At 70.5% G+C, this 25,238-nt stretch carries 15 protein-coding genes; 8 read left to right on the top strand and 7 right to left on the bottom strand.

The features are described from left to right. Nucleotides 1-2 precede the first annotated feature (2 nt). The 4 genes from EJ913_RS06005 to EJ913_RS05990 all read left to right on the top strand — a co-directional run bounded on the left by EJ913_RS06005 (nt 3) and on the right by EJ913_RS05990 (nt 7,150). On the top strand, nt 3-710 hold the full coding sequence (locus tag EJ913_RS06005) for a response regulator (RefSeq protein ID WP_126995785.1): 708 nt from the start codon (nt 3-5) through the stop codon (nt 708-710). 401 nt (nt 711-1,111) lie between these two features. After that, nucleotides 1,112-3,313, top strand: a complete 2,202-nt coding sequence (locus EJ913_RS06000) for a methyl-accepting chemotaxis protein (RefSeq protein WP_126995783.1) — start codon at nt 1,112-1,114, stop codon at nt 3,311-3,313. Nucleotides 3,314-3,368: 55 nt separating this feature from the next. Beyond that, the gene (locus EJ913_RS05995; protein ID WP_244939259.1) at nt 3,369-4,424 is read left to right on the top strand and encodes an amino acid ABC transporter substrate-binding protein; all 1,056 of its coding nucleotides are present in this window, start codon (nt 3,369-3,371) and stop codon (nt 4,422-4,424) included. 32 nt (nt 4,425-4,456) lie between these two features. Further along, nucleotides 4,457-7,150: an O-linked N-acetylglucosamine transferase family protein gene (locus EJ913_RS05990; RefSeq protein WP_126995781.1), complete on the top strand. Its 2,694-nt coding sequence runs from the start codon at nt 4,457-4,459 to the stop codon at nt 7,148-7,150. Between the two features lie 21 nt (nt 7,151-7,171). Here the strand turns inward: EJ913_RS05990 and EJ913_RS05985 are convergent, their stop codons facing one another. The 5 genes from EJ913_RS05985 to EJ913_RS05965 form a co-directional block, all read right to left on the bottom strand. After that, complete coding sequence (locus EJ913_RS05985; protein WP_126995779.1) at nt 7,172-7,696, bottom strand: pyridoxamine 5'-phosphate oxidase family protein; 525 nt, start codon at nt 7,694-7,696, stop codon at nt 7,172-7,174. A 36-nt stretch (nt 7,697-7,732) separates the two neighbouring features. Further along, nucleotides 7,733-8,356, bottom strand: a complete 624-nt coding sequence (locus EJ913_RS05980; RefSeq protein WP_126995777.1) for a histidine phosphatase family protein — start codon at nt 8,354-8,356, stop codon at nt 7,733-7,735. Then, entirely contained in the window at nt 8,353-9,150 is a 798-nt protein-coding gene (gene cobS, locus EJ913_RS05975) for an adenosylcobinamide-GDP ribazoletransferase (protein ID WP_126995775.1), read from the bottom strand. Before cobS ends, EJ913_RS05980 begins: the two co-directional genes overlap by 4 nt. A 72-nt stretch (nt 9,151-9,222) precedes the next feature. Next, nucleotides 9,223-9,426 carry a hypothetical protein gene (locus tag EJ913_RS05970; protein ID WP_126995773.1) on the bottom strand — a complete coding sequence of 68 codons (204 nt, stop codon included), beginning with the start codon at nt 9,424-9,426 and terminating at the stop codon, nt 9,223-9,225. Between the two features lie 48 nt (nt 9,427-9,474). Next, complete coding sequence (locus tag EJ913_RS05965) at nt 9,475-10,017, bottom strand: hypothetical protein (protein WP_126995771.1); 543 nt, start codon at nt 10,015-10,017, stop codon at nt 9,475-9,477. Nucleotides 10,018-10,222: 205 nt separating this feature from the next. Between EJ913_RS05965 and EJ913_RS32090 the strand changes: the two genes are divergently transcribed. Continuing rightward, a complete protein-coding gene (locus tag EJ913_RS32090; protein ID WP_211098885.1) occupies nt 10,223-11,758 on the top strand; it encodes a tetratricopeptide repeat protein in 1,536 nt (511 codons plus the stop codon). Here the strand turns inward: EJ913_RS32090 and EJ913_RS05955 are convergent. After that, a complete protein-coding gene (locus tag EJ913_RS05955) occupies nt 11,745-13,022 on the bottom strand; it encodes a tetratricopeptide repeat protein (protein WP_126995769.1) in 1,278 nt (425 codons plus the stop codon). The two genes, EJ913_RS32090 and EJ913_RS05955, sit on opposite strands and share 14 nt — an antisense overlap. 137 nt (nt 13,023-13,159) lie before the next feature. On the opposite strand from EJ913_RS05955, the gene EJ913_RS05950 reads away from it, so the two are divergent. The 3 genes from EJ913_RS05950 (at nt 13,160) to EJ913_RS05940 (ending at nt 19,263) form a co-directional block, all read left to right on the top strand. After that, nucleotides 13,160-16,681 carry a tetratricopeptide repeat protein gene (locus tag EJ913_RS05950; RefSeq protein WP_280531373.1) on the top strand — a complete coding sequence of 1,174 codons (3,522 nt, stop codon included), beginning with the start codon at nt 13,160-13,162 and terminating at the stop codon, nt 16,679-16,681. 11 nt (nt 16,682-16,692) lie between these two features. Further along, nucleotides 16,693-18,975 carry a tetratricopeptide repeat protein gene (locus tag EJ913_RS05945; RefSeq protein WP_126995765.1) on the top strand — a complete coding sequence of 761 codons (2,283 nt, stop codon included), beginning with the start codon at nt 16,693-16,695 and terminating at the stop codon, nt 18,973-18,975. A 111-nt stretch (nt 18,976-19,086) separates the two neighbouring features. Next, nucleotides 19,087-19,263, top strand: coding sequence for a YdcH family protein (locus EJ913_RS05940; protein WP_126995763.1), 177 nt, complete (start codon nt 19,087-19,089; stop codon nt 19,261-19,263). 78 nt (nt 19,264-19,341) lie between these two features. On the opposite strand, the gene EJ913_RS05935 is transcribed toward EJ913_RS05940, so the two are convergent. Beyond that, nucleotides 19,342-25,230, bottom strand: a complete 5,889-nt coding sequence (locus tag EJ913_RS05935; protein ID WP_126995977.1) for a tetratricopeptide repeat protein — start codon at nt 25,228-25,230, stop codon at nt 19,342-19,344. Between the last annotated feature and the right edge of the window lie 8 nt (nt 25,231-25,238).

Here is a 25,238-nt window from a genome sequence, read left to right as displayed (position 1 = left end):
GCATGGCGGCGACCATTGCCATCACCGACGACGACGCGGTCACGCGCGAGACGCTGAAGTCCTACCTGTCGGACGAGGGCTTCACCGTCCTGCTCGCCAAGAGCGCCGAGGAGTTGAAGGCGCTGCTGGCCGTCGAGTCCGTCGACGTGGTGCTGCTGGACATCCGGCTGCCGCGCCAGGACGGGCTGACCCTGACCCGCGAACTGCGCGCGGCCTCGGAGATCGGCATCATTCTGGTCAGCAGCCGGGGCGAGAAACTGGACCGCATCATCGGGCTGGAAATGGGGGCGGACGACTACATCGCCAAACCCTTCGAGCCGCGCGAGATCCTGGCCCGCGTGCGCAATCTGTTGCGGCGCCTGAAGGCGCCCGGCAGCGCGCGGGACGACCGGCGGCGCAGCTTCTCCGGCTGGACGCTCTACCTCGACCGCATGCGGCTGACCGACCCGCAGGACCGGCCGGTTCGGCTGACCGGGGCCGAGTTCGAGCTTCTGTCCACCTTCGTCTGCAACCCCGGCCGGGTGATGAACCGCGACTATCTGCTGACGGCAACGACCCGGCGCAAGTCGGACGCGACCGACCGCACCATCGACAGTCTGGTGCGCCGGTTGCGCCGCCTGATCGAGCCCGATCCGGCCGACCCGCGCCTGATCGTCACCGTTCACGGCACCGGCTATCTGTTCGCCGGGGATGTGACGCAGGGCGGCTGAGGGTTTTCCTTCCAAGCGGAACCCCGGGCCAACTCCCCCGTCGTGCATCCTTTCGGCGGCCACGCGCTCGGCAAACTGACCACGAAGATGAGCGAAATTTTTTTCGCTCATCTTCGTGGTTTATTTTTGTGCAACGCACAAAGGCATGTGCCCAAGCCCTAAACAGACCAAAACCAGACATTGTTCAGCTTGTCCGGTTTCTCATTCGTAACAGGGCAGTCTTTCTTGGTCTTTTCCAAAAAGCTTCATAAACCTCTGATGTCTCCTGTTTTTGCTTGTCTCAAATGCAAATGAAAAGTCACAGCTCATTCACATATGGACGCTAAATCGTTCAAAGCCTCAAACGATGATGACCGTGTTGCAATCCAACAGTCCGTGCGGCGGCGGCGAGGGGTTCGAACATGAAAACGATCATGAAGCTGGACGAGTCCGGGGCGCGTTACCGGTTCTGGACCCTGCGGCGGGCGATGGTGTCGGTGGTCGGCGTGCTGGTGGCGGCGTTGTTCGCCAGCCAAGCCTGGGTGTCGCAACGCTACACCGATTTTGCGGTGGCGACCTTCGACAGCAGCAGCGCCGCGACCCTCAGCGTGCTGGTCAACGACCGGATCCGTAAGAATTATACGGAGTGGCTGCAAGGCCACGTCAACGAATGGAGCCGCGACGGCTTCCTGGTCGAAAGCGTCAACCAGAAGGAATTCTCCAAGGCGACCCTGGCGCTCAAGAATATCTCGGCCCGCCCCGTCGTCGTGGACCGCGAGGTGAAGCTGGTCTCGGTCGGCGTCTTCGACGCGGAGATGAACCGCGTCGCCGAGACCGGCGGCACGCCCCAGGACAGCGTCGCCTCGGTCCCCGCCCTGTTCGAGGCGCTGAAGAACCGCGACCTCGCCGACAAGCGCCGCCCCTCCTCCCTGCTGTGGCGCAACGCGCAGGGCCAGCCGGTGTTCAGCATGATCATGCCGATCGGCGGCTTCCGCGTGCTGGGCTTTCTGGAGGTGGTGACCGATCCCCTGCCCGGCCTGTCCACGCTGGGCGCGGTGCTGAACGCCGACATCCGCTTCAAGGACACCGCCGGCAACACCCTGTTCGAATCCAAGGGCAACACTCCGGGAGAGGACGCCCAGCTCTCCACCACCACGGTGGCTCTGGGCGGCGACGGCGGCCTGCCCTGGGCGACCGCCGAGATCTCCCGCGACATCGGCGAGTTCGTCGGCAACACCGAACGCCTGCGCAACGAGGCGATCAAGATGGTGGCGCTGTTCGCGCTCGCCGTCTCCATCGCGGCGGCGCTGCTGCTGCGGGTCGCCGTCTTCGCCAATCTGCGCAAGTTCGCCCGCGCCATGGAGCAGATCGCCGCCGGCGACCTGTCCATCGAGATTCCCCGCACCGGCCGCGACGAGCTGGCGGTGATGGGCGGCGCTCTGCGCCACCTGCGCGGCAGCGTCGAGCAAGTCCTCCTGATGAAGCGGATGGTCGACTCCAGCCCGGTGCCGACGGCGCTTCTCCGGGTCGACGGCACGGTCGGCTTCGTCAACCCGGCGGCGCACGCCTTCTGCAAGAGCCACGGCATCGACGAGACCTCCGCCGACTTGCTGGCGCAGGGGCCTGAGTTTGCCCGTGTCTGCACCGACCCGAACCACCCCCCGATCCCCCACCGCACCCTGAAGGTCGGGGAGACGACGGTCGAGGCCCATGTCGACACCGTTCTCGACGACCAGGGCAACGCCATCGGCAAGACCCTGTCCTGGACCGACGTGACCGACCGGGTCCGCTCCGCCGCGCTGGCCCGCCAACTGGTCGAGGACGTGCATCAGGTGGCGTCGGGCGTGGCGCAGCAGTCGGGCCAACTCCGCACGCTGGCCGACACGCTGCGCCAGCAATCGGCCAGCACGCTGGACAGCACGGTCAGCGCCGGCGACTGCGTCGCCCGCAGCAATCGCAGCGCCACCACCTGCAACGGCAGCGCCGAGGCGCTGATGAGCACCATCGGCACCGTCTCCGGCCTCGCCCACGAGGCGGCCGAGGTCGTCGGCACCACCATCGGCGAGTTGACCGCCGCGCGCGGCGTGGTCGAGCAGCTGGGCGAGAACACCGAGCAGATCCGCAAGATCGTCGACGTCATCACCGGCATTGCCCACCAGACCAAGCTGCTGGCGCTGAACGCCACCATCGAGGCGGCGGTGGCCGGCGAGGCCGGGCGCGGCTTCGCGGTGGTCGCGGCGGAGGTCAAGAAGCTGGCCGAGGAGACCGCCAACGCCACGGTGCAGATCGCCAGCTCGGTCGGCGCCATCAACGGCAGCATCCAGAACACGGTCGGCACCTTCGCCCGCATCTCCTCGTCGGTCGAGCGGATCAGCACGGTGCAGGACCTGATCGGCGACGCGGTGGCCAAGCAGAACCTGTCCTCCTCCGACATCAAGAGCCGCGTTGGCGAGATCGCCGCGACCTCCGGGGAGGTCGCGGCGATCATCGACGGCGTCAACACCCAGGCGGCCAAGACCGGCGACATCGCCGGCACCTTGACCGAGACGGCGAACACGCTGGCCGAGGAGGCGGGTTCGCTGCATAGTCTGCTCAGCACGCTGCGCGCCCAGCAGGCGGCCTGACGCCGCCGTCCGGGCGCGGCGCGCGTGCCGCGTCGGGGGTCCGGATGGTCGCTGCATGAGGATGGGGGATTGGGGACGGCGGCTGCGCGCCATGGCGGCGCTCGCCGTTGGGGCGCTGGTGTTCGTCGGCGGACCCGCTGGTTCCGCCCAGGCCGCCGACGGCGACACGCTGGAGCGCATCCGCAGCCGGGGCGCCGTGGTCTGCGGCCTGCGCAGCGGCGTCAGCGGCATTTCCTTCACCGACCCGCAGGGGCATCTCGACGGCTTCCTGGTGGATTTTTGCCGGGCCTACGCCGCCGCGACGCTCGGCAACGCCCAGGCGATCCGCGTCGTCCGCCTGCCCGACAAGCCGCAGGAGTTCGAGGCGGTCGAAAAGCACGAGGTCGATGTGGCGCTGACCACCACGACCTGGACCTTCTCGCGGGACGTGTCTTTCGACATCGAATTTCTTCTGCCTCTGCTCTACGATGGGCAGGGATTCGCCACGCTGGGCGACGGGCCGGTGCCACCGCTGGAGCGGGTCGGCCCCCAGACGGTCTGCGTGAAATCCTCCACCACCACCGAACGCAACCTCCAGGACCACATCCGTCAGGCCGACCGCCCGTGGCGGATCCGCACCTTCAAGACCTTCGACGAGGCGCTGCAAGCCTTCCTCGCCCATGAATGCGGGCTGCTGACCACCGACCGCACGGTTCTGGTCACCTCGCTGGCCGGCTACCGCAAGGCGGGGCTGGGTGTTCACATCTACCCCGACGTGATCTCGCGCGAGCCGCTGACCCCTTACATCGCGCGCGGCGACCGCAACTGGTACGACATCGGCCGCTGGGTGATCCACGCGACCATTCTCGCCGAGGCCAAGGGCGTCAGCGCCGCCGACGTGCTGGCCGGGCGGCTTCCCGACGATTCTGAACTCCATCGCATGCTGGGCCACGCCGGAAACGCCGCCAAGACGCTGGGCCTGCCCGACGACTGGGCGTTGCAGGTGCTGGCGCAGGTCGGGAACTACGGCGAGATCTTCGACCGCAACCTGGGCGAACCCTACGGCATGGAGCGCGGCTTGAACCGCCCCTGGCTGCGCGGTGGAATGCTCTACGCGCCGCCCTTCCGCTGACCCTTTCCCGACCAGCGCCATAGGACCGCAACATGGCCACCATCGCCGAAGCGCTCGCCATCGCCGCCGACCATCATCAGGCGGGCCGCCTCGCCGAGGCCGACGCGCTCTACCGCCGCATCCTGGAGGCCGATCCGGAGAACGCCCCGGCCCTGCATCTGCTCGGCGTGCTGGCCGCCCAATGCAACGCGTTCGAGGCCGCCGCCGAACTGATCGGTCAAGCGATCCGGCAGGATGCGGGAGTCGCCGACTACCACCGGCACCATGCCATGGCGCTCGACCGGCTGGGCCGCACGGAGGAGGCGGCGCGATCCTACGCGGCGGCGGCGGAACTCGCCCCCGGCCACGCCGACACGCTGTTCAACCTGGGCGTCCTGCTCGACCGCCTGGGGCGGCGCGACGAGGCCGCCGACGTCTACGGCCGCGTTCTGACGGGGGCTCCCCGCCATGCCCAGGCCGCCGTCAACCGGGGAATGGCCTTGCGCGCGCAGGGCCGTGTGGAGGAGGCCGTCGACAGCTTCGCGCTGGCCGGCCGCAGCGATCCCGGTTTCGGCATGGCGTGGTACCAGCAATCCCTGGCGCTCGCGGCGTTGGGTCGGACGGCCGACAGCGCGGTGGCCTTGCGTCTGGCGGTGCTGGCCGATCCGTCCCTGACCGGCGCGCATGTCAATCTCGGCAACCTCGCGCAGGCGGCCGGCGACGGTAGCGCGGCGGTCCGTCATTACCGCCACGCGTTGAGGCTCGATCCGGGCCAGACGGGGGCATGGCGCGGATTGGCGCAGCAGCTTCATGGTCAAGGTGCCCTGAGCGCCGCCGCCCACGCCTTCGCCGAGGCCATCCGGCTGGGTGGCGGAGAGCCGTTGCTGTGGGACGCGCTTGGCATTTGCCGGCTGGCGTCGGGCGACGCTCCCGGGGCCGTTCGCGCCTTCCAGGCCTGGACCACGGCCGAACCCGCCGACAGCGAGGCGCAGTTCGCCCTGTCCGTCGCGGCCAAGCGGACCGATCCGGCGGTTGCCGAGCGAGCCTGCGTCCGGACCGCGCGGCTGGCCGCGATGGATCATCGCCCCTGGGTGAACCTCGCCCTCCTGCGCCTCGCCTTGGGGCGTCCGGGCGACGCGCTCGTGCCGCTGCGCATGGTGGCCGCCCTGCGGCCGGAGCTTTTCGAACCGTGGTTCAACCTTGGCCTCTGCCTGCGCGCCCTGGAACGGGGGGGCGAAGGCGTGGACGCGTACCGCCGCGCGTTGCTTCTGCAACCCGACGATATCGGCGCGTCCTTCAACCGCGCCTTCGACCTTCAGGAATTGGGGTGGATCGAGGCGGCCACCGCCGGTCACCACCACACGCTGGTGCTGGATCCGGCGCATCTCGACTCCTTGAGCAACCTCGCCGTCATGATGCGCGTCTCGGGCGGCCATAAGGACATGGCCGCTGCCCATCGCCGCGCCCTGTCGCTGCAGCCGGACAGCGTCGCCGCGCACCGCAGCCTCCTGACCTCGACCCTCTACGATCCCGGCTGGACCGAGGACCGCCGCCACGACGAGCGCCGCCGCTTCGAGGCGCGGCACGCCCGCCCGCTTTACGCGCTGGCGAAGCCGTCAACAAACGATCCCGATCCGAAGCGCCGCCTGCGCGTCGGCTATCTGTCGGCGGATCTGCGCGAGCATCCGGTGGCCCGCAACCTGGAGCCGATCCTTGCCAACCACGACCACGACCGGTTCCACGTCACCGCTTACGCCGGAGTCGACCGTCTCGACCCCATGGGCGAACGCCTGAAGACCCACACCGACCGCTGGCGTCCGATCAACGACCTGGGCGACGCGGAGGTGGCGGATCTCATCCGCGCGGACCGCATCGATGTTCTGGTGAGCGTCGCCGGCGGCTTCGACGCCAACCGGCCGCTGGTGGCGGCCCACCGCCCGGCGCCGGTGCAGATCAGCCTTTACGACGGGGCGAGCAGCGGGCTGTCGGCGGTGGACGCGATCCTGACCGACCGGGTCATGACGCCGCGCAACGGGGCGGAGCGTTTCGCCGAACGCCCGGTCCGCCTGCCGACCCTGTTCGTTTACTCTCCCATCGACGACGCGCCCGATGTGGCGCCCTCGCCGATGCGGACACGAGGAAGCGTCACCTTCGGCAGCTTCAACAACCCGGCCAAGCAGTCCGACGCGGTGCTGGCCCTGTGGGCGCGCGTGCTGAAGGCGGTGCCGGAGTCCCGGCTGGTCCTGAAATACAAGAACCTCTACGCCGCCCCGGCGCTGTCCGGGCGGGTGCGGGACATCCTGGCGGCGGAAGGGGTGGACCCCGCCCGCCTGCTGACGCCCGCCGCCGTGCAGGAGCGCCAGCATCATCTGGCGCTCTACAACGGCGTGGACATCGCGCTGGATCCCTTCCCCTTCTGCGGCGCCACCACCAGCTTCGAGGCCCTGTGGATGGGCGTGCCGGTGGTGACCCTGCCGGGGGACAGCATGATGAGCCGCTGGTCGGCCTCGCTGCTGTCGGCCATCGGGATGACGGAACTGATCGCCCGAACCCCCGACGAGGTCGTCGGCATCGCCGCCGCGCTCGCCGCCGACCCGGCGCGGCTGTCCGCCCTGCGTAGGGATCTGCGCGGCCGGATGGCGGCGGCGTCCTTCATGGACGGGCGCCGCAAGGCCCGGCAGGTCGAGCGGGTCTACCGCGCGCTGTGGCGGCGCTGGTGCGCGACCGGCGCCGCCACGCGCCGCTGACAGCGGCTGGGTCTGGCGTGCTTACTGGAAGGCGATCTTCACGTTCTCGCCGGGGTTGGGCGCCTCGCCGGTGATCTTCGCCTTCACGTAACCATAAGCATAGACCATGGCGCTCGACGGGCTGTCCCAATACTCGGCCTGATCGACGCTGATCTTCAGCAGCGCGATCTCCGGATCGTCCACTCCCTTCGGGAACCACGTCGTCATGATGTCGCGCCACAGGAAGCGGATCTTCTCCTGATCGCGCACCACGGCGCCGACACCGGACAGAGACACGTAATCCTCCTTGTCCGGATCGGCGTAGGCGAGGTTGACGCGCCAGTGCCGGTCGAGTTCCGACACCTTCTGGGAATCGAGGCGGGTAAAGAACCACAGATTGCCGTCCTCGAATCCGGCGTGGGACAGAGTCGCCATCGGACGGGAGTTCAGCCGGCCGTTGTCGTCCAGCGTCGTCATCATCGCGACGCGGACGCCCTTGATCATATCCCAGAGTTTCTCCGCGGCTTCACGGTCGGTGCCTTCAAAGCCGGTGCTGGTGCGGATCATGGTCTGCCTCTCGTTCGGTAACCCTACGGAGTCCGGTCAACGTCCTCCGCCTGAAAAGGTTCCGGGCCGCAGGTTCACGCCGCCGACCGACCAGGAGGTGCCCGCGTGGCAGTCGAGCCGGGTCAGCGACCAGTGATCGACGCGCAGCCGCAACGCCGCGCCGGGCGTCAGATCCAGCGCCAGGGCCAGCGACGCCCGGATCGATCCGCCATGGATCACCGCGATCCGGTCCCCCCCTGCCTCTTCCCCGGTCCACCGGCGCAGGGCGTCGGCCACCCGCTCCATCACCGCCGCGAAGCTCTCGCCGCCGGGGGGCGCGTTGCGGGCCGGATCCCTCCAGAACCGTTCGGCCTCCTCAGGCTGGCGGGCGGCGATCTCGTCGTGCGAGAGCCCTTCCCAGCGTCCGAAATCCTGCTCGGCGAGCGCCGGTTCGGTCAGCGGATCGACCGAAGGACGCAACATTTGCGCCGTCTGCCGGGTTCGCCGCAATGGGCTGGTCAGCCAGACCGCGTCCTCCGGCAGGATCGCAGCCAGGGCCATCGCGGTCGCGCGGTCGCCGGTGTCGGCGTCAGGATCGCCGGAGCCATGAATAAGGCCAAGCGGGTTGGGGACGGGCGCGTGGCGGATCAGCCACCAGCGGGTCGTCATCCGGTCCGTCATGCCCAAGCCGCCACGGCCAGCAGCACGCCGGCGTCCGCCACCTGCTGCACCGCCCCGAACACGTCGCCGGTGTGCCCGCCGATCTGCCGGATCGCCAGTCGGGCCACCAGCCAAGCGGCCCCGGCCGCGGCCGCCACGGCGCACACGGCCATGGTCCAGGGGCCGGCGATCCACAAGGCGGGCAACGCGAGCGCCAGCCCGAGCCCGAGCGCCAGAGCCACCGTCCCCACCCCCGGCCGTCCCTGGGCGGCGGCCAGACCGTCGTTCCGCGCCGGTGGCAGACACCGCGCGACCACCGCCAGCCCGGCCCGCGAAAGGGCGCCCGCCGCCACCAGCGCCGCGACGGCCGCCCCCGGTCCGGTCAGGGCGGCAAGCGCCGATGCACGGATCGCCACCGAAAAAACCAAGGCCAGCACGCCATAGCTGCCGACCCGGCTGTCGCGCATGATCTCCAGCTTGCGCGCCTTGTCGCGGCCCCCGCCGAACCCGTCGGCCACGTCGGCGGCTCCGTCCTCGTGCAGCCCGCCGGTCAACCACACCATCGTCGCCAAGGCCAGCAGCGCCGCCGCCAGAGGCGGCAGATGAACGAATCCCGCCACGACGAAGACCACACCGCCCGCCAGCCCGACCAGGGCACCGACCAGCGGGAACCACGCCATGGCGCGCGCCGCGGCCCCCTCCGCCAGCGGGCCGGCAAGGGGCAGAGGGAGGCGGGTCAGGAACACCACCGCGAGGGCGGCGTCCTGGAGGAAATGGAAGGTGGAATTGGGACGCAAGGCGACGGGATCGGGCATGGCGTCTGACCTACGCCCGAGCGGGGCCGCACCGCAACCGCTTCCTGAACGGAAACCAGCCTTGCGAGCGCGTCAGACGGTTATGTTCAGATTCTGGCCGCGCGTCGGCGTGACGTTGCCGCCGCCGCTGGAATCGCCCTGCAACAAGGTGGCGATGGCGGCCTCCTGCTGTTGGGCGTTCTGGTTCAGGGCCTTCACGCCGAAATCGAATTGCCCCTGGGCCTGACGGAGGCCCACGGCGGCGCCGGCGGTGGATGAAGTGACGTCGAGGCCCATGGCGCAAACCCGTTCAGCGCGATCCAGCCCTTGGAATCGGACTTGGGATCAGATCACCACGTTCACCCGCGCGGTGCCGGTCGAAGCGGCGCGATGCGGAGCGGATGGGGTGAAGTGTGCCACGGGCGCGGCGTTGACGGAAGCGATATGCGCGGCCGCCGCCGGAAGCGAACTCCTCGCGGCCCCTCCCCCACCGTCGCGGCTGGAAACCCCGGAGCCGCCCCCGGAGCCGCCGGTGTCGGGCCTGCCGCCCGATCCACCCACGGTGACCTCAAGCACGGCGGCGCGGGCGGCGTTCTTTTCCTGCTGCTGCGCTTCCTTGTACTGCTTCAGCGCGGCTTCCGTCGGGATTTGCGAAACGGTCTTTCCGTTCGCCGGATCGCGGTATTGCATGACCAGACGCGACGCGTCCACGTCGTAGGAAAAGCCGATGATGGGAAACCGGTTGACGAGCGGTTCGGTGTCGGCGGTGTCGCTGGAAGGCTGGGCGGGAGTCCGGCCCCCGGCCCCCGCTGCGGCGGTGTCCCCGCCGTGGGCCGTCATGAAGGAAAACGGCCGCGAAGCCGTCGATGTGGCGGGGGCCACGTTCATGACCAGCATCATCCATGTCTGGAATTAACTGCTTCTTAAGATGCATAGGTTCCGCAGCATTGTAAAGACTTTCTTTACCCTATATTAGAGATTACTCCAAAAGACGGATTGTCCGTTCCATGACGCGGCAATCCCCGTCACCGGACCGAACGGCTCCGTTTGCGAGCTTGCACAGCCCGGCATGCTTGCTTAAAGCCTTGATGCCATGGCCACCATCACCGAAGCCCTGACGATCGCTCTCGACCTGCACCTTGCGGGCCGTCTCGGCGAGGCGCAGGAACTCTACACCCGCATCCTCGACGTCGATCCCGACCAGCCCGACGCCCTTCATTTCCTCGGCATGCTGGCCGGGCAAGTGGGCCAGGGGGAGGTCGGCTTGCCGCTGATCGCGCGGGCGCTGGAACTGCGGCCCGAAGCCGCCGACATCCATTCCAACCGTGGCAACCTGCTGCGCAGCCTGAACCGGCCGGCCGAGGCCGCCGATTCCTACCGCCGCGCCATCGCCCTTCGCCCCGATTTCGCGGAGGCCTGGACCGACTTCGCCACCGCCTTGCGGAGCCTGGGGGACGGGGATGGCGCCATCGGCGCGCTGGAACGGGCGTTGGGCGCCGCCCCCGCCCTGGACGCGGCGCGCGACCGGCTGGTGCTTCTGTTGCACGAGCGCGGGCGGCTGCGGATCGAATCGGGGCAGGTCACCGGCTCCCTGCCCTTCCTGATGCGGGCATCGGAACTGGCCCCGCTGGACGCCGACATCGCCTTTCTTCTGGGAAACGCCCTGTACGCCGCCGGGTTGCGCGAGGATTCGCTGGGGGCCTACCGGCGGGCGGCGGCGCTGGTGCCGGATTTCCTGTCGGCCGTCTTCAACCTGGGCATCGCGCTGGGCAAGATCGACCGGCTGGAAGAGGCGGCGCAGGCCCTGTCGCACGCCACCCGCATCGATCCGACCCACATCGACGCGCTGGAGAACCTGATCCTCACCCTCTACGCGCTGGACCGCGAGGAGGAGGCGAACACCTGGGCCGGCACGGCGCTGGATTTGAAGGATGCCTTGGCCGTCGCCCACGCGCCTGCCCTGCGGCCGCTGCCGGCGGCTCCCCGCGCGCCGGCGCGGCGGACCCGCGACGTGGTGGCCTTCAGCCTGTGGGGTGCCAGGGAGATCTACACAAAGGGAGCCGTGGAGAACGCCCGGCTGGTCCCACGGATCTATCCCGGCTGGATCTGCCGGATTTATCACGACGATTCGGTTCCCGCCGCAACCCTCGCCGAACTGGCCGGCGCCGGTGCCGAGCTGGTCGCCATGGAGCCGGGAAGCGGGCCTCTGCACGGCCTGTACTGGCGCTTCGCCGCGTCCGACGACCCCACGATCCGCCGCTTCGTCTGCCGGGATTGCGATTCCCGCGTCGGTGCAAAGGAGAAGGCGGCGGTCGACGCCTGGATTGCGTCGGACCGGCCCTTCCACGTCATGCGCGACCACATCCTGCACACCGAACTGATCCTGGCCGGCATGTGGGGAGGCGTCGCCGGTCTGTTGCCGGAGATGCGCGGGCTGGCCGAGCGCTTCGCCCGCACCGACGCCGACCGCTGGCAGGACCAGCGCTTCCTGCGCCGATTCGTCTGGCCGGCGATCCGCGACCGGGTCCTGATCCACGACCGCACCCACCAAGGGCACGGCCTGCCCTTTCCCGACGGGCCGGACGGCCCTTACGAGGGTAGCATCGGCGCGCGGGTCACCCCGGACTGAGAGCCGGCCGGCGGGCCAGGACCACCAGCCCCGCAACCGGCGCGCCGCTTTCCATCCGCAGCGTGTCGCGGTCGAACACGGCGACCTCCAGCCCTGCCGTGGCCAGGGTTGCCCGGACATAGCCCGCGCGGTGGGCGTAGCGGCCATGGGTCGCGACGCGGTGGGGGGCGTCGCCCGCCGCCTCCAGCGCCTCCACCGTGAAGGCCAGCCGCCCGCCGGGCCGCAACGCCCTCGCCGCCGCCGCCAACGCCTCCTCCAGCACGCCGAAATAGCACAGCACGTCCGCCGCGACGATCAGGTCGAAGGCGCTCGGCCGGCCGCTCAGGAAGGCGACCAGCTCGGCCTCCTCCAGCGCGTCGTAGAGTTGGCGCGCGCGGGCGCGCTCCAGCATGCCGCCGGACAGGTCGACGCCGGTCAGGCGGCGGGCCAGCGGGCGCAGCGCCGCCGCGCACAGCCCCGTCCCGCACCCGGCGTCGAGCACGTCGAGACCGCCTTCGGACGACTCCCCATCCGCCGCGACGCGAGCGGCCAGCAACTCCGGCGCGCGGTAGCCGAGTTCGGCGAGCTTGCTGTCGAACTCCTCGGCGAACAGGTCGAAGGTCTGCCGCACATAGGCGTCGGGCGCCCTGGGCTCCGCCCCGTCGCCGGCGATGGCGGCGCCGATGTGGCGGGCGACCGGGTTGCCGGGATGGTCCCGCCGCCACAGACGCGCCAGCCGCGCCGCCGCGTCCACGGCTCCCCGCTCGTGCAACAGGTAGAGCGCCGAGCCGAAATTGTCATGGCCGTCGCCCCAGTCGGGCCGCAGGGTCACCGCGCGGCGGTAGCCGGTCGCCGCCTCCTCCAGCCGGTCGGCGTCGCGCAGCAGGTTGGCCTGGTTGTTCCACGCCTCGGCGTGATCGGGCTGCCGGACCAGCGCCCGTCGGTAGGCGGCTTCGGCCTCGCCCGTCTCCCCGAGTTGCCGCAGGGCCGAGGCGAGGTTGTAGTGCACCAGCGCCGCGTCCAGCCCATGGGCCAGGGCCGCGCGGTAGGCGCCGGCCGCCTCCGCGATGCGGCCCAGCGCGCGCAGGGTGTTGCCGTGGTTGTTGCGGGTGCCGCCCAGCGTCGGATCGGCCTCCAGCGCCGCCCGGTAGGCCGCGTCGGCCTCCGCGTGGCGTCCGGCCGAGGCCAGGGCGTCGGCCTGCCGGGACAGCCGCGCCGCCGGAGAAGACGCCGCGTTCTTTCCACGTGCCCCGCCCCCGCGCAAGGACAAGCGTGATGCGGCCATGGTGGCGTTCCCCTTGCCAGCGATGAAACGATATCGGTGGCATCTTTACCGTGAACGCCCGATCATGGCACTCCCTTTGACGGTGAGGCGCCCATCGGGGCGCGGGCGGACCGGCGGGCTGGAAGATGGAACGGGCGATGGACGACAACACGCTGGCGCAGGCCGTGGCCCATCATCAGGCCGGGCGCTTCCAGGCGGCGGAGGAGGGTTACCGCGCCGTGCTCGCCGCCGACCCGCACCACGCCGACGCTCTGCACCTGCTGGGGGTGGTGGCGCTTCAGACCGGCGGGCATGAGGCCGCGGTCGACCTGATCGGACGCGCCATCGAGCGGGAGCGCGGGGTGGCCGCCTATTGGGACAATTTCGGCAGCGCGCTGGCCGGCGCCGGCCGGCGGACGGACGCGGTCCAGGCCCACCGCAACGCCATCCTCCTGAATCCGGAGAACGCCCAGGCGCGCCACAATCTGGGGAACGCGCTGGCCGCGCTCGACCGCCACGCCCCGGCGGAGCGGATGTTCGCGACGGCCCTGGCCCTGCGGCCCGACTACGCCAAGGCCTGGTACAACCTGGGCAACACGGAGCGCGCGCTGGGGCGGAGCGGCCAAAGCATCGCGGCGCTGTCCCACGCCGTGCGCCTCGTCCCCGGCATGGCCGAGGCGCACAACAACCTGGGCGACGCGCTGGCCTCCGCCGGCCGGCTGGCCGAGGCGGTGGCCCAGCACCGCATGGCGGTGTTTCTCCGCCCCGACGACGCCAAGGCGCATTACAATCTGGGCGCCATCCTGCAACAGCAAGGCGCCTATGAAGGCGCCGAGATCGCCTACCGCGAGGCCTTGAAGCGGCACCCCCGCCACGCCGCCGCCCTGAACAACCTGGGCAGCGTGCTGAAACGCCTCGGCCGTCCCGATCAGGCGGAACTCTGCCACCGCCAAGCGCTGGAGCTTCATCCGGAGTTCGTCGAGGCCCGCTACAACCTCGGCAACGCGCTACAGGCCCAGGCGAAATACAAGGAGGCGGAGGCCTGCTACGAAGAGGCGCTGGCGCAGGAGCCGGATCTTGCCACCGCGTCCTACAACCTGTCCCTGCTGGCCTTGCTGCACGGCGACCTCGAACGCGGCTGGATGGGGTACGAGCGGCGCTTCGCCGCCGGGGAGGTCCACCCGGACCGCCGCATCCCGCTTCCCCTGTGGAGCGGGGAGACGTTGCGCGGACGCCGCCTGCTGGTCTGGCGGGAGCAGGGGGTCGGCGACGAGATCCTGTTCGCCTCCTGCTACCCCGACCTGCTGGCCTGGGGCGGCGGCCGCGTCACCATCGAATGCGATTCCCGGCTGGTCCCGCTGTTCGCGCGCTCCTTCCCCACGGCGACGGTCCGGGCGCAACGCTGCACCGAGGATGGAGCCGAGACCGTCGAGCCGCCCGATTGCGACCTCCAGGTGCCGGCCGGCGGCCTGCCCCACCGCCTGCGCGACGCCTTGGCCACCTTCGAACCGCAGCCCGCGTGGCTGGTGCCCGACCCGTCGCTGGTGGCGGCGTGGCGCAAGCGGCTGGCCGCGCTGGGGCCGGGATTGAAGGTCGGGATCGGCTGGCGCAGCCAGCTGATGACCGAGGAACGCCGCGCCGCCTACACCCGGCTCGACCAGTGGGGCGCGATCCTCGCGGTGCCGGGCATCGACTTCGTCAATCTTCAGTACGACGACTGCGACACCGAGATCCGGCAGGCGGAAGCGCGATTCGGGGTGCGGATCCACCGCTGGGCCGACCTGGACCTGAAGGATGATTTCGACGGCGCGGCGGCGCTGGTCGCCAACCTGGATCTGGTGATCTCCCCGGCGATGTCGGCGGGCGAGCTGGCCGGGGCGCTGGGGGTGCCGGTGTGGCGCTTCGGCGGCCGGGACTGGACCCAGCTGGGCACGGGCGTCCGGCCCTGGTTCCCGTCGATGCGCCTGTTCCAGCCCCGCCCCGGCGAGACGCTGGAGGATGCGCTGGGGCAGATCGCGCGGGCGCTGCGGGCGACCGGCAACGTGGCGCGGGATGCGGTTCGCCCCCCTCGCCCCGACACCGAATCCCTGCTGTCCGGCGCCCTTTCCCACCACCGCGCCGGCCGGCTGGACGAGGCCGAGACCGCTTACCGCGCGGTGATCGAGGCCGACCCGAACCACGCCGACGCCCTGCACCTGCTGGGCCTGCTGTATCACCAATGCGGTCACCAAGCCGACGCCGAACGGTTGATCGCCGACGCGCTGCGCCGCGAACCCGACTTCCCCACCGCCTGGAACCATCTGGGTCTGATCCACGAGGCGGAGGACCGGACCGGGGCCGCCGGTCATGCCTTCACCCGCGCCTTGGCGTTGCGCCCCGATTTTCCGGAGGCGCTGACCCATCTGGGCCTCAACCGGCAGAAGGGGAAACAGGGCGCCGACGCCCAGCGGCTGCACCGCCGCTCCATCGCGCTGGCCCCGGAGAACCCGGCGCCCCACACCAATCTGGGCCATGCCCTTGAGCTGGAGGGGCGCTATCCCGAAGCGACCGCCCATTACCGACGCGCGGTGGCCCTGCGTCCCGACGTGCCGGACGCCCACAACAACCTCGCCACCATGGCCAATCTCGCCGGACGTCCGGAGGACACGGCTCCCCATCTACGGCGCGCCCTGCGGCTGGATCCGGGGTTCGCGCTGGCCGCCTGGAATCTCGGGCTGCTCTCCTTGGCCGACGGCGACATCGCGGCGGGGTGGGCCGGCTACGGGCGGCGCTTCTCCGCCCGCCAGTTGCAGCGCGCCCGCCGCATCCCCCGGCCGGAATGGCGGGGCGAGGCCCTGACCGGCCGGCGCCTGCTGGTGTGGAGCGAGCAAGGCGTCGGCGACGAGATCCTCTTCGCCTCCTGCTTCGACGCGCTGGAGGGGCTGGACGGGCCGGTGACGGTGGAGTGCGACCGGCGGCTGGTCAGCTTGTTCGCCCGCTCCTTCCCCCACGTCGCGGTGCGGGCCGAGAGCGTCGATGCCCAGGGCCGCGAAACGGTCGATCCGCCCGACTGCGACCTCCAGGCCGCCGCCGGCGCCCTGCCCGCCCTTTTCCGCACCAAGCTGGGCGATTTCCCCCGGCGCGCCGCCTGCCTGACGCCGGATCCGGCGCGGGTGGCGCTGTGGCGGGATCGGCTGGCGGCGCTGGGGCCGGGGCTGAGGGTCGGCCTCGCTTGGCGCAGCCAGATCGTCACCGCGCAACGCCAGGGCGCCTACACCACCTTGGCGGATTGGCGGGCGTTGCTCGACCTTCCCGGCGTGGTGACGGTCAACCTGCAATACGGCGATTGCGCCGCCGAACTGGCCGCCGTCGAGCACGCCGGCGTTGGGCGGGCCGGCGTCGGACAGGACGGACGACGCCTGCACCGCTGGGACGACCTGAACCTGAAGGACGATTTCGAGGGGGTGGCCGCGCTGATGGCGAATCTGGACCTCGTCCTCTCGCCAGCCACGGCGGCGGGCGAACTGGCCGGGGCGCTGGGGGTGCCGGTCTGGCGCCTGGGCACGCGGGACTGGACCCAGCTGGGCGCGGGCGTGCGCCCCTGGTTCCCGTCGATGCGGCTGATCCAGCCCCGCCCCGGCGAGGGGCTGGCGGACGCCGTCACCCATGCAATCCGCGCCCTCGCCGCCCTGTCCGTATAAGGCCCCGCCCCATGGCGACCATCGCCGAAGCCCTCTCCATCGCGCTCGACCTGCACCAGACCGGACGCTACGCGGAGGCGGAGGAACTGTACCGACGCATCCTCGACGCCGATCCGGAGAACCCGCAGGCGCTGCACCTGTGCGGGCTGCTGATCGCCCAGCTCGGGCGGCTGGAGGAGGCCGACGGGCTGCTGGGGCGGGCGACCGCCGCCGACCCGCTGGCCGCCGAGCCGCACACCAACCACGGCAAGGTGCTGCGCGCGCTGGGGCGGCCGGACGCCGCCATCCGACGCTTCCGCCACGCCGTCGCCCTGCGCCCGGCGCTGGTGGAGGCGCAGGAGGGACTGGGCCATGCCGAGCGCGAGCGCGGCGACCCCGCCGGGTCTGCGGCCGGCTTCGGCCGGGCGGCGCTGAGCGGGGGAAACGCCGCGACCTTCTATCACTGGGGGGTGGCGCTGGACGCCGCCGGCTGGCCGGACAGGGCGGTGTCGGCGCTGCGCCGCGCCGCCGATCTCGACCCGCTGGCCGGTGCGGTCCCGGCCCGGCTGGCGGCGCTGCTGCATGGGCGGGGGGTGGTCGACGAGGCCATGCGCTGGTACCGGCGGGCGCTGGCCCTGCGCCCCGACCATGGCGAGGCGCTGCACAATCTGGCCGTGACCGCGCGGGACACCGCCCGACACGAGGAGGCCGCGCGGTGGTTCTCCTGGGCCGCCTGTCTCCACCTCGGACGCGCGGACGCGCGGCGGGATCTGTTCGGCGCCCTGCTCGTTCTCGGCAACGCCCGTCGGGCGGAAGGGCGGAAGGAGGCGGCCCTTGAGGCGCTGGACCGCGCGCTGCGTCTCGCCCCCACCGCCCGCGAGGCGCAGGACACGTTTTTCGAGGCGCAGGACGCGCTGGCGCTCACCCTGTTCGAACTCGGCCGCTTCGAGGCGGCACGGGCCGCCTACCGCCGCACCGTCGCACTCGACCCGGCCAGCCTCGCCGGGCACTACAACGGGGCCTTGTCCGCCAAGAACCTGGGCGCCATCGCCGAGGCCATGGTCGGTCTGCGCATCGCCACCCGGCTCAGCGACGCCCCCTGGATTCACAGCGCGCGGCTGACGACGGCCCTGCTGCTGCCCGATCTCGGCAACGACGCGCTGGCCGATGAGATCACCGGCTGGCGCGACCGGTTCGGGAAAACACTGCCCCATCCGGCGCTCGCCGCTCCCGCGATCGGAGGGCGTCCGCTCCGCGTCGGCTACGTGTCGAGCTATCTGCATCCGGGAAACCGGCTGCTCGACCAGATCGGGCCACTGCTGCGGGCGCATGACCGGTCCCGTGCCGTGCCGCTGGTCTATGGCGACGTACCCTACGCGGCCCCGGAGCTGTCCGGCCTGCGCCGCCTCGCCGAGGGCTGGTGCGACACGCGGGGGATGAGCGACGACGCGCTGGCCGAGCGTGTCCGCGCCGACGGGGTCGATGTCTTGGTCTGCCTGATCGGCCACACCGGCGGGCAGCGCATGGGGCTGTTCACGCGCCGCGCGGCGCCGCTCCAGGTCAGCTACCACGGCATGCACGCCACCGGCGTCGACGCGATGGATCTGTGGCTGACCGACCCAGTGCTGCACCCGGAGGACAGCACGGAGATCTTCACCGAGCGGCTGGTGCGCCTGCCCCATTTCTTCCTGTTCGACCCGCCACGCCCCCTGCCGCCAACCCCGCCCCCTTGCGTCACGCGCGGGTGCGTGACCTTCGGCTCCTTCAACCTGGACGCCAAGATCAACGAGCGGGTCGTCGCCCTGTGGTCGGCGGTCCTGCACGCGGTTCCCGGTTCGCGGTTGATGCTGAAGTCAAGGGGAGCCGGGCTGGCCGGGGACGACGGGCGCGCCCGCATGGCCGACGCCTTCGCCCGGCACGGCGTCGGCGGCGACCGGCTGGATCTCGTCCCACCCGTTGCCAGCCATGCGGAGCATCTGCGCCTGCACGAGCGGGTTGACATCGCCCTGGACCCGTTCCCCTATGGCGGGTGCCTGACCAGCGTCGACGCTCTGTCGATGGGGGTGCCGGTGGTGACCCTGGCCGGGGAACGCTTCATCGGCCGGATGACCGCCTCGCTGCTGCACACCCTGGGACGGCCGGGCTGGGTGGCGGCTTCGGAAGAGGACTATGTCGTGAAGGCTAAGACTTTAGCCGAGGATTACCAACAACTCGCAACCATCCGCATGGGTCTGCGCGAAGAGGTGGCAACCTCTCCTTTGTGCGACGCAATGTCACATGCCCGATCGATTGAGGCAGTTTTTCATACGTTCTGACCGCATAAGACGCAAGATTAGGGTTGTTCGGCGGAATGGATCGGTCAACACTGTTGTCACCAGCCCGTCATACTGGGACGGGACACGGTTCGATCAAACGGAGAGCAGAACATGCACACCGATGCTCGTGTTGTTTCCTTGCAAGAAAAGCACTTGCGCCTTGACCGTGCCATCCTTGATGAAGAAAAGAGATCCTGGCCGGATGAGGGCGCGGTCAAGCGCCTCAAGCTTGAAAAGCTGCACATCAAGGAAGAAATCGATCGACTGACGAAAAGCCGGATCAATTGAACTCCCCACATTAAAGCGCTTTAAACAAAGCCGGGCGGAGGCAATCCCTCTTCCCGGCTTTTTTAGCATCCTTATCGATTATGAACGCTGCTGCGACAAGCGGCGCAACACGCCTGCAACCGCCGGCAACAGGTCGGCGACCTGTTCTCCGTCCCGCGTCGGAAACACCCGCATCGACGGGAACCAGGGGCGCACCCCAGTGCCCAGCCCCGTCCAGTCGCCGCGTCGCCCCAGCCGCCAGACCGGCACGCCCAGCGCGCCCGCCAATTCCCCGGTCGAGGTCGCCGGCGCGATCACCAGATCCAGGGCCGACGTCAGCGCCGAGCCGCCGTCCAGATCGTTCCTCAGGTCGAGATCCGCGAAGGCGTGCGGCGCCACACCGAAACGCCGCTGCGCCGCCGCCAGTTCCTCCGCGCAATCACCGTATTGCAGGTTCACGAAGACGACACCGGGCACCGCGAGGACCGGCCCCCAATCCTCCAGCCGGGTGTAGTCGGGCATGCGGTCGGGATCGAGTTGGCCGCTCCGCCACGCGACCCCCACCGCCAGCCCGGAACCCAACGCGGCTACCCGCCGCCGCCAAGCCGCGACCGCCCCGCCGTCGGCGCGCAGGCAGCCGGGCTCGGGGCTGAAATCGGCCAGCGAGCGGCGCAGGAAACGCGGCAGCGACCCGGCGGCGACGTGGCAATCGACACCCTCGGCCGGCGTGTCGGGCTGGCCGGGCGCCGGGCGCACCGTCGCCTGCGGAAAGGAGCGGGCGTACAAGGGAACCAGACGGCGGTCGCATTCGACCACCACATGACCGGCCCGCGCGATCAGGTCGGGCAGGCAGCCAGCGAACATCATCTCATCGCCGATGCCCTGCTCGCGCCAGACCAGGACGCGTCGCCCGGCGGGATCGTCGCCCGTCCAGACCGGCACCCCCGGCAGCCGGGCCGCCCCGCCGACGTCATGCGTGTCGAAACGCCGGTCGTAGCCGTCCCACCCCACCTCCAGCATCCCGCGCATCAGCCGCAGGATCCCGCCATTGAACGCGGCGCCCGGCAGGCCCGGCGACACCGCCAGGGCACGGTCGCACCAGCGCAACGCCGCGTCGAAGCGGCCCAACTCACGCAGCAGCCGGCCACGGTTCGCCATGGCGTCGGCCAAAGCCGGGTCGAGCGCCAACGCCACCTGCCCGTTCCGGTCGGCGGCGTCCAATCGCCCCAGGCGGCGCAACGCCACAGACCGGTTCATCCAGCCCGACACCAGACCGGGCATCCGCGTCAGGGCGTGGCGGTGCGCGGCGTCGGCTTCCGCCGGGCGGCCCAGGCGCGACAGCACCGCCCCGTGATTGTCATGCGCCTCGGCCAGGGCCGGGTCGGCGTGGATGGCCCAGCGATGCGCACGTTCGGCTCGTTCCGGTTCGTGCAGGGCGTCCAGCGCGTTGCCGAGGTTGCTGAGCGCCGCCGGCTCGGCCGGCTGCACCGCCAAGGCGGCCTGGAACGCGGCCATCGCATCCCCCGGACGCCCCAGCGCCAAGCGGACATTTCCCAAACTTATATGCGCCGTCGCATAAAGCGGCGCCACGGCCAGGGCGGCGGCGATGCATGGCTCGCCCTGCGCCGAGCTTCCGGTCTGATGGGCAAGCAACCCCGACAGGTGGAGCGCTACCGGATCCCGTGGGCGCCGGTCGAGCACCCGCCCATACCCCTCGGCCGCCTCTTCCAGGCGCCCGGCGCGGTGGGCGTCGGCGGACGCTTCCAAAAGGCGGTCCACATCCTCGGGCGGCGACGTGGGCGATAGCGATAACGCTGGCTGCGCGCCGGCCATCCGCAACGCCCGCGCGACATGCCTCAGCGCGTCCTCCAGCGTCTCGCCGGGGCGGGGCTGGAACAGCCGCATCGACGGGAACCAGGGGCGCACGCCCGTGCCCAGTTGGGTCCAGTCCCGGCCGCCGAAGCGCCACACCGGCACCCCCAGCGCCCCGGCCAACTCGCCCGCCGACATCGCCGGGGAGATCACCAGATCCAGGTTGGCCGTCAACGCCGCCGCGCCGTCGAAATCGTCCTTCAGGTCCAGGTCGGCCCAGCGGTGGATCCGCACCCCGAACCGCGCTTCCGCGTCGTCCAACTCCTGTGCGCACTCGCCGTACTGGAGATTGACGAACACAACCCCCGGCACCGCGAAGATCGCACCCCATTGGTCCAGGGAGGTGTAGGCGGCGCTGCGCCCTCCGGTCATCAGTTGGCTGCGCCAGCCGATCCCGATTTTCAGCCCTGGCCCCAACACGGCCAGCCGCGCGCGCCACGACGACACCCGCGCCGGATCGGGAACCAGCCAGGATGGACGCTCCGGGAAGCGCTTGAGGTCGGGACGCAGCAGGCGCGGCAGGCTTCCGGCGGCGATCTGCACATCGACGTCGCGCGGTTCCATGGTTTCGGCGCGCACGGTGGTGCCGGGAAAGGAGCGCGCGAACAGAGGCATCAGCCGGCGGTCACACTCGATCACCAGATGCCCTGCCCGCTTCATTGCCTCGCCGTAGCAGGACGCGAACAGGATCTCGTCGCCGACCCCCTGCTCCCGCCACACCAGCAGCCGCGACGCGGCGATGTTCTCGCCCCGCCACGCGCGGGCGGCCAACCGGCGGCGCTGCCCGCGAAACTGCGGGACGCCGAAACGCCATTCATGCTCGCCCCATCCGACGCGAAGCGTGCCCTCCTCCAGCAGCAGCAGCGCCAAGTTGTAATGCGCCTGCGCGTGTTTGGGATCGGCCTCCAGCGCTTGGCGGTAAGCGTCGAGCGCCTCGTCCCGGCGGTTGCTCCGTTGCAGCAGGAAGGCAAGGTTGGCGTGGGCCTCCGCCAACTCCGGGCGCCGCCCGATGGCGGTGCGGTGACAGGCTTCCGCCTCCGCCAACCGGCCGAGGGCGCTCAACGCGTTGCCCCGGTTGGTCCAGGCAATGGCGAGGTCCGGCGCCGACCGCACTGCCCGGCCCAGCGCGCGCTCGGCCTCCGCGAAGCGTTCCAACGCGTGCAGCGCGCCGCCCAGATTGCTGAATGTGTTCGCCGCCGCCGGCTCCAACGCCACCGCCCGGCGGTAGCAGGCCACCGCCACCATCCGGTCTTCCGCCAACTCACCACGGTGGTTGTGGGCAAGGGCCAGATCGGGGCGCAGCCGGATGGCGTGAAGGATGGTCCCCGCCGCCTCGGTGCTCCGGCCCAGGGAGCGCAACAGGGCCGTCCGGTTCACCCAATGCCCGGCCGCATCCGGTTGCGCGGCGATGGCGCGGCGCTGGGCGGCTTCGGCCTCCTCATGGCGCCCAAGCCGTTGCAGCGCCTCGGCCTGTCCGGCATGAGCAGCCGCGTTGGTGGAATCGGCGCGCACCGCCAGTCCGAACAGGATTGCGGCATCCTCGTCATCGCCGCGCCGCGCCGTCAGGACAGCCGCCAGATGCAGGGCGACGCCATCGTCGGGCGCCTGCTCCAGCACCGACCGCGCCAGCCTCTCGGCCGCGGCCGCGTCGCCTTCGCGGTAGAGCGCGATGGCTTCCGCCGTTCGCTTCTCCGCATCCTCACGCAGGCTTGGCGAAACCGGCCGGTCCGGCCGCAAGGCCGCCAACGCCCTGGCCATGGCGACCAGCGCATCCTCCAGCGTCTCGCCGGGGCGGGGCTGGAACAGCCGCATCGACGGGAACCAGGGCCGGACGCCCGTGCCCAGTTGGGTCCAGTCCCGGCCGCCGAAGCGCCACACCGGCACCCCCAGCGCCCCGGCCAGCTCGCCCGCCGACATCGCCGGGGAGATCACCAGATCCAGGTTGGCCGTCAACGCCGCCGCTCCGTCGAAATCGTCCTTCAGGTCCAGGTCGGCCCAACGGTGGATCCGCACCCCGAACCGCGCTTCCGCGTCGTCCAACTCCTGTGCGCACTCGCCGTACTGGAGATTGACAAACACAACCCCTGGCACCGCGAAGATCGCACCCCATTGGTCCAGGGAGGTGTAGGCCGCCTTGCGCTGCGTGGTGACAAGCTGGCTGCGCCAACCGATCCCCACCTTCAGCCCCGATCCCAGCGCCGCCACCCGGTCACGCCACATGGTCACCAGCGCGGGATCCGGCACCAGCCAGGACGATTGTTGGCCGAACGACGTCAATTCGCCACGCAACAGACGCGGCACGTCCCCCGCCGGCACATGCGCGTCCACATCCGGTGGATCGATGGTTTCCCGTCCATCCGCCCCGATCGTCTGCGCCCGGACCGTCGCTTGCGGAAAGGAACGGGCGAACAGAGGAACCAGCCGGCCGTCGCATTCGATCACCAGATGGCCGGCCCGACGGATCAGATCGGGCCAGCAGGACGCGAACAGGATTTCGTCGCCCACCCCCTGCTCCCGCCAGACCATCAGGCGGCGGCCAGCCAGATCCTCGCCGGCCCACAACGGAACGGCGATGGGACGGTCGTTGTAGCCCTTTGCCCGCAAGCGCCACCGGTAATCCTCCCAGCCGGGTGTCAGGTCACCCCGTGTCAGGCGGATCATTCCCCGGTTCAGACGTGCTGGGGCCAGTTCGGAATCCAGGTCGATGGCATGGGACAGGATGGCTTCGGCGGTGTCCGCATCGGCGCCTTCCTGCCACAGCATCATCCCGAGGTTGGCGTGCGCCTCGGCGTTGCGGTTGTCGATGGACAGCGCCTTGCGATGCGCCGCCTCGGCTTCCGTCATCCGGCCCTGCACCTGAAGAACGAGGCCATAGCCGGTCAAGGCCGACGCGTTGCGCGGATCGAGCCGCAAACCGCGCCGGTACAGCCGCTCGGCCCCGGCCATGTCGTCGTCCGCCTCGCGGAGGGCGGCAAGGTTCGCATAGGCTTCCCCATGGTCCGGCTGGGCGGCCACGGCCTTCCGACGCAGGGCTTCGGCGCGGTCCGGCCGCTTCCAGGCTTTCCAAACGTTGCCCAGATTGTTCAACGCCTTGCCGTAATCCGGGCGAAGCCGCAAGGCACGGGCGTAGACGTCCGCCGCCTCCAACCGCCGTCCACCGTCCAGCGCCGTGCCGAGGTTGTTCCAGAGCAGCGCGTCGGCAGGTTGCAGCATCACCGCAAGGCGCAGAACCGGCAACGCCGCCGCGTGCTCACCGAGATCGAGCAGGACCACACCCAGGTTGTTGCAAGCTCCCGGCAGACCGGGCGCAAGCGTCAGCGCTTCCCGGTAGTGGGCCACGGCGGCGTCGAGACGGCCCTGCCCATACAGCGCGTTGCCCAAGGCGAAGCGCAGTTCGGCGTTCTCGGGGAATGCCGCGACCGCCGGCCCCAGCACCGTTTCGGCTTCGGCGTGGCGCCTTTGTTCGGCCAGCAGCGTGGCGAGACGGCTCGCCAGTTCCGCATCCGCCGGCGTGTCGCCGAGAGCGCGCCGGAGGCAGGCTTCGGCGTCGGGGTGCCGCAGGGCGTGCAGGCAGATGGCCAAGTGGTGCCATGCCGCCGCATGCCCCGGATTGACCTTTACCGCCTCGTGAAACCAATGCGCGGCAGGAGCGATGCGGCCGGTCTCCCGGTAGAAGACACCAAGATTGACGCGTGGGCCGGCGTTGCCTGGATCCAACGTGGCGGCGCGTCTGTAGGACATCTCGGCATTCTCCAGGCGCCCGAGCGACTGGAGAACCGTGCCCAGGTTGCCATGGGCTTCGGCATACCCCCCGTTCTGCGCAATGGCGATGGCGAAGGCGTCAATCGCCTCGGCGCTCCGCCCGAGATCGGCCAGCACGCTGCCCAAGCTGTTCTGGGCGACCGGAAACTCCGGCTGGACCGACAGGGCCGCCCGTATCCGCCGCAATCCCAAGGTCGAGTTGCCGGCCTGATGCGCGGCCAATCCCGACAAATGCAGGGCGTCGGCGTGACCAGGCGTGCAGGAGAGCACCCGGTCATAGAGCGCGCAGGCCTTGTCGAGATGGCCGGCGCGATGCTGGCTCAGAGCGGCGTCCAGAAGAGCGGCGGTGTCCATCATGCGTC

Source organism: Azospirillum doebereinerae (assembly GCF_003989665.1).
GTDB lineage: Bacteria > Pseudomonadota > Alphaproteobacteria > Azospirillales > Azospirillaceae > Azospirillum > Azospirillum doebereinerae.
The sequence above is the reverse complement of the archived record's forward strand: the minus strand, read 5'-3'. Positions and strand labels throughout refer to the sequence as shown.

Bases quoted from the DNA above. Each gene is read 5' to 3' on its own strand.
- EJ913_RS06005 (WP_126995785.1), top strand. From the start codon at position 3: ATGGCGGCGACCATTGCCATCACCGACGACGACGCGGTCACGCGCGAG.
- EJ913_RS06000 (WP_126995783.1), top strand. From the start codon at position 1,112: ATGAAAACGATCATGAAGCTGGACGAGTCCGGGGCGCGTTACCGGTTC.
- EJ913_RS05995 (WP_244939259.1), top strand. From the start codon at position 3,369: ATGAGGATGGGGGATTGGGGACGGCGGCTGCGCGCCATGGCGGCGCTC.
- EJ913_RS05990 (WP_126995781.1), top strand. From the start codon at position 4,457: ATGGCCACCATCGCCGAAGCGCTCGCCATCGCCGCCGACCATCATCAG.
- EJ913_RS05985 (WP_126995779.1), bottom strand. From the start codon at position 7,696: ATGATCCGCACCAGCACCGGCTTTGAAGGCACCGACCGTGAAGCCGCG.
- EJ913_RS05980 (WP_126995777.1), bottom strand. From the start codon at position 8,356: ATGACGGACCGGATGACGACCCGCTGGTGGCTGATCCGCCACGCGCCC.
- cobS (WP_126995775.1), bottom strand. From the start codon at position 9,150: ATGCCCGATCCCGTCGCCTTGCGTCCCAATTCCACCTTCCATTTCCTC.
- EJ913_RS05970 (WP_126995773.1), bottom strand. From the start codon at position 9,426: ATGGGCCTCGACGTCACTTCATCCACCGCCGGCGCCGCCGTGGGCCTC.
- EJ913_RS05965 (WP_126995771.1), bottom strand. From the start codon at position 10,017: ATGAACGTGGCCCCCGCCACATCGACGGCTTCGCGGCCGTTTTCCTTC.
- EJ913_RS32090 (WP_211098885.1), top strand. From the start codon at position 10,223: ATGGCCACCATCACCGAAGCCCTGACGATCGCTCTCGACCTGCACCTT.
- EJ913_RS05955 (WP_126995769.1), bottom strand. From the start codon at position 13,022: ATGGCCGCATCACGCTTGTCCTTGCGCGGGGGCGGGGCACGTGGAAAG.
- EJ913_RS05950 (WP_280531373.1), top strand. From the start codon at position 13,160: ATGGACGACAACACGCTGGCGCAGGCCGTGGCCCATCATCAGGCCGGG.
- EJ913_RS05945 (WP_126995765.1), top strand. From the start codon at position 16,693: ATGGCGACCATCGCCGAAGCCCTCTCCATCGCGCTCGACCTGCACCAG.
- EJ913_RS05940 (WP_126995763.1), top strand. From the start codon at position 19,087: ATGCACACCGATGCTCGTGTTGTTTCCTTGCAAGAAAAGCACTTGCGC.
- EJ913_RS05935 (WP_126995977.1), bottom strand. From the start codon at position 25,230: ATGGACACCGCCGCTCTTCTGGACGCCGCTCTGAGCCAGCATCGCGCC.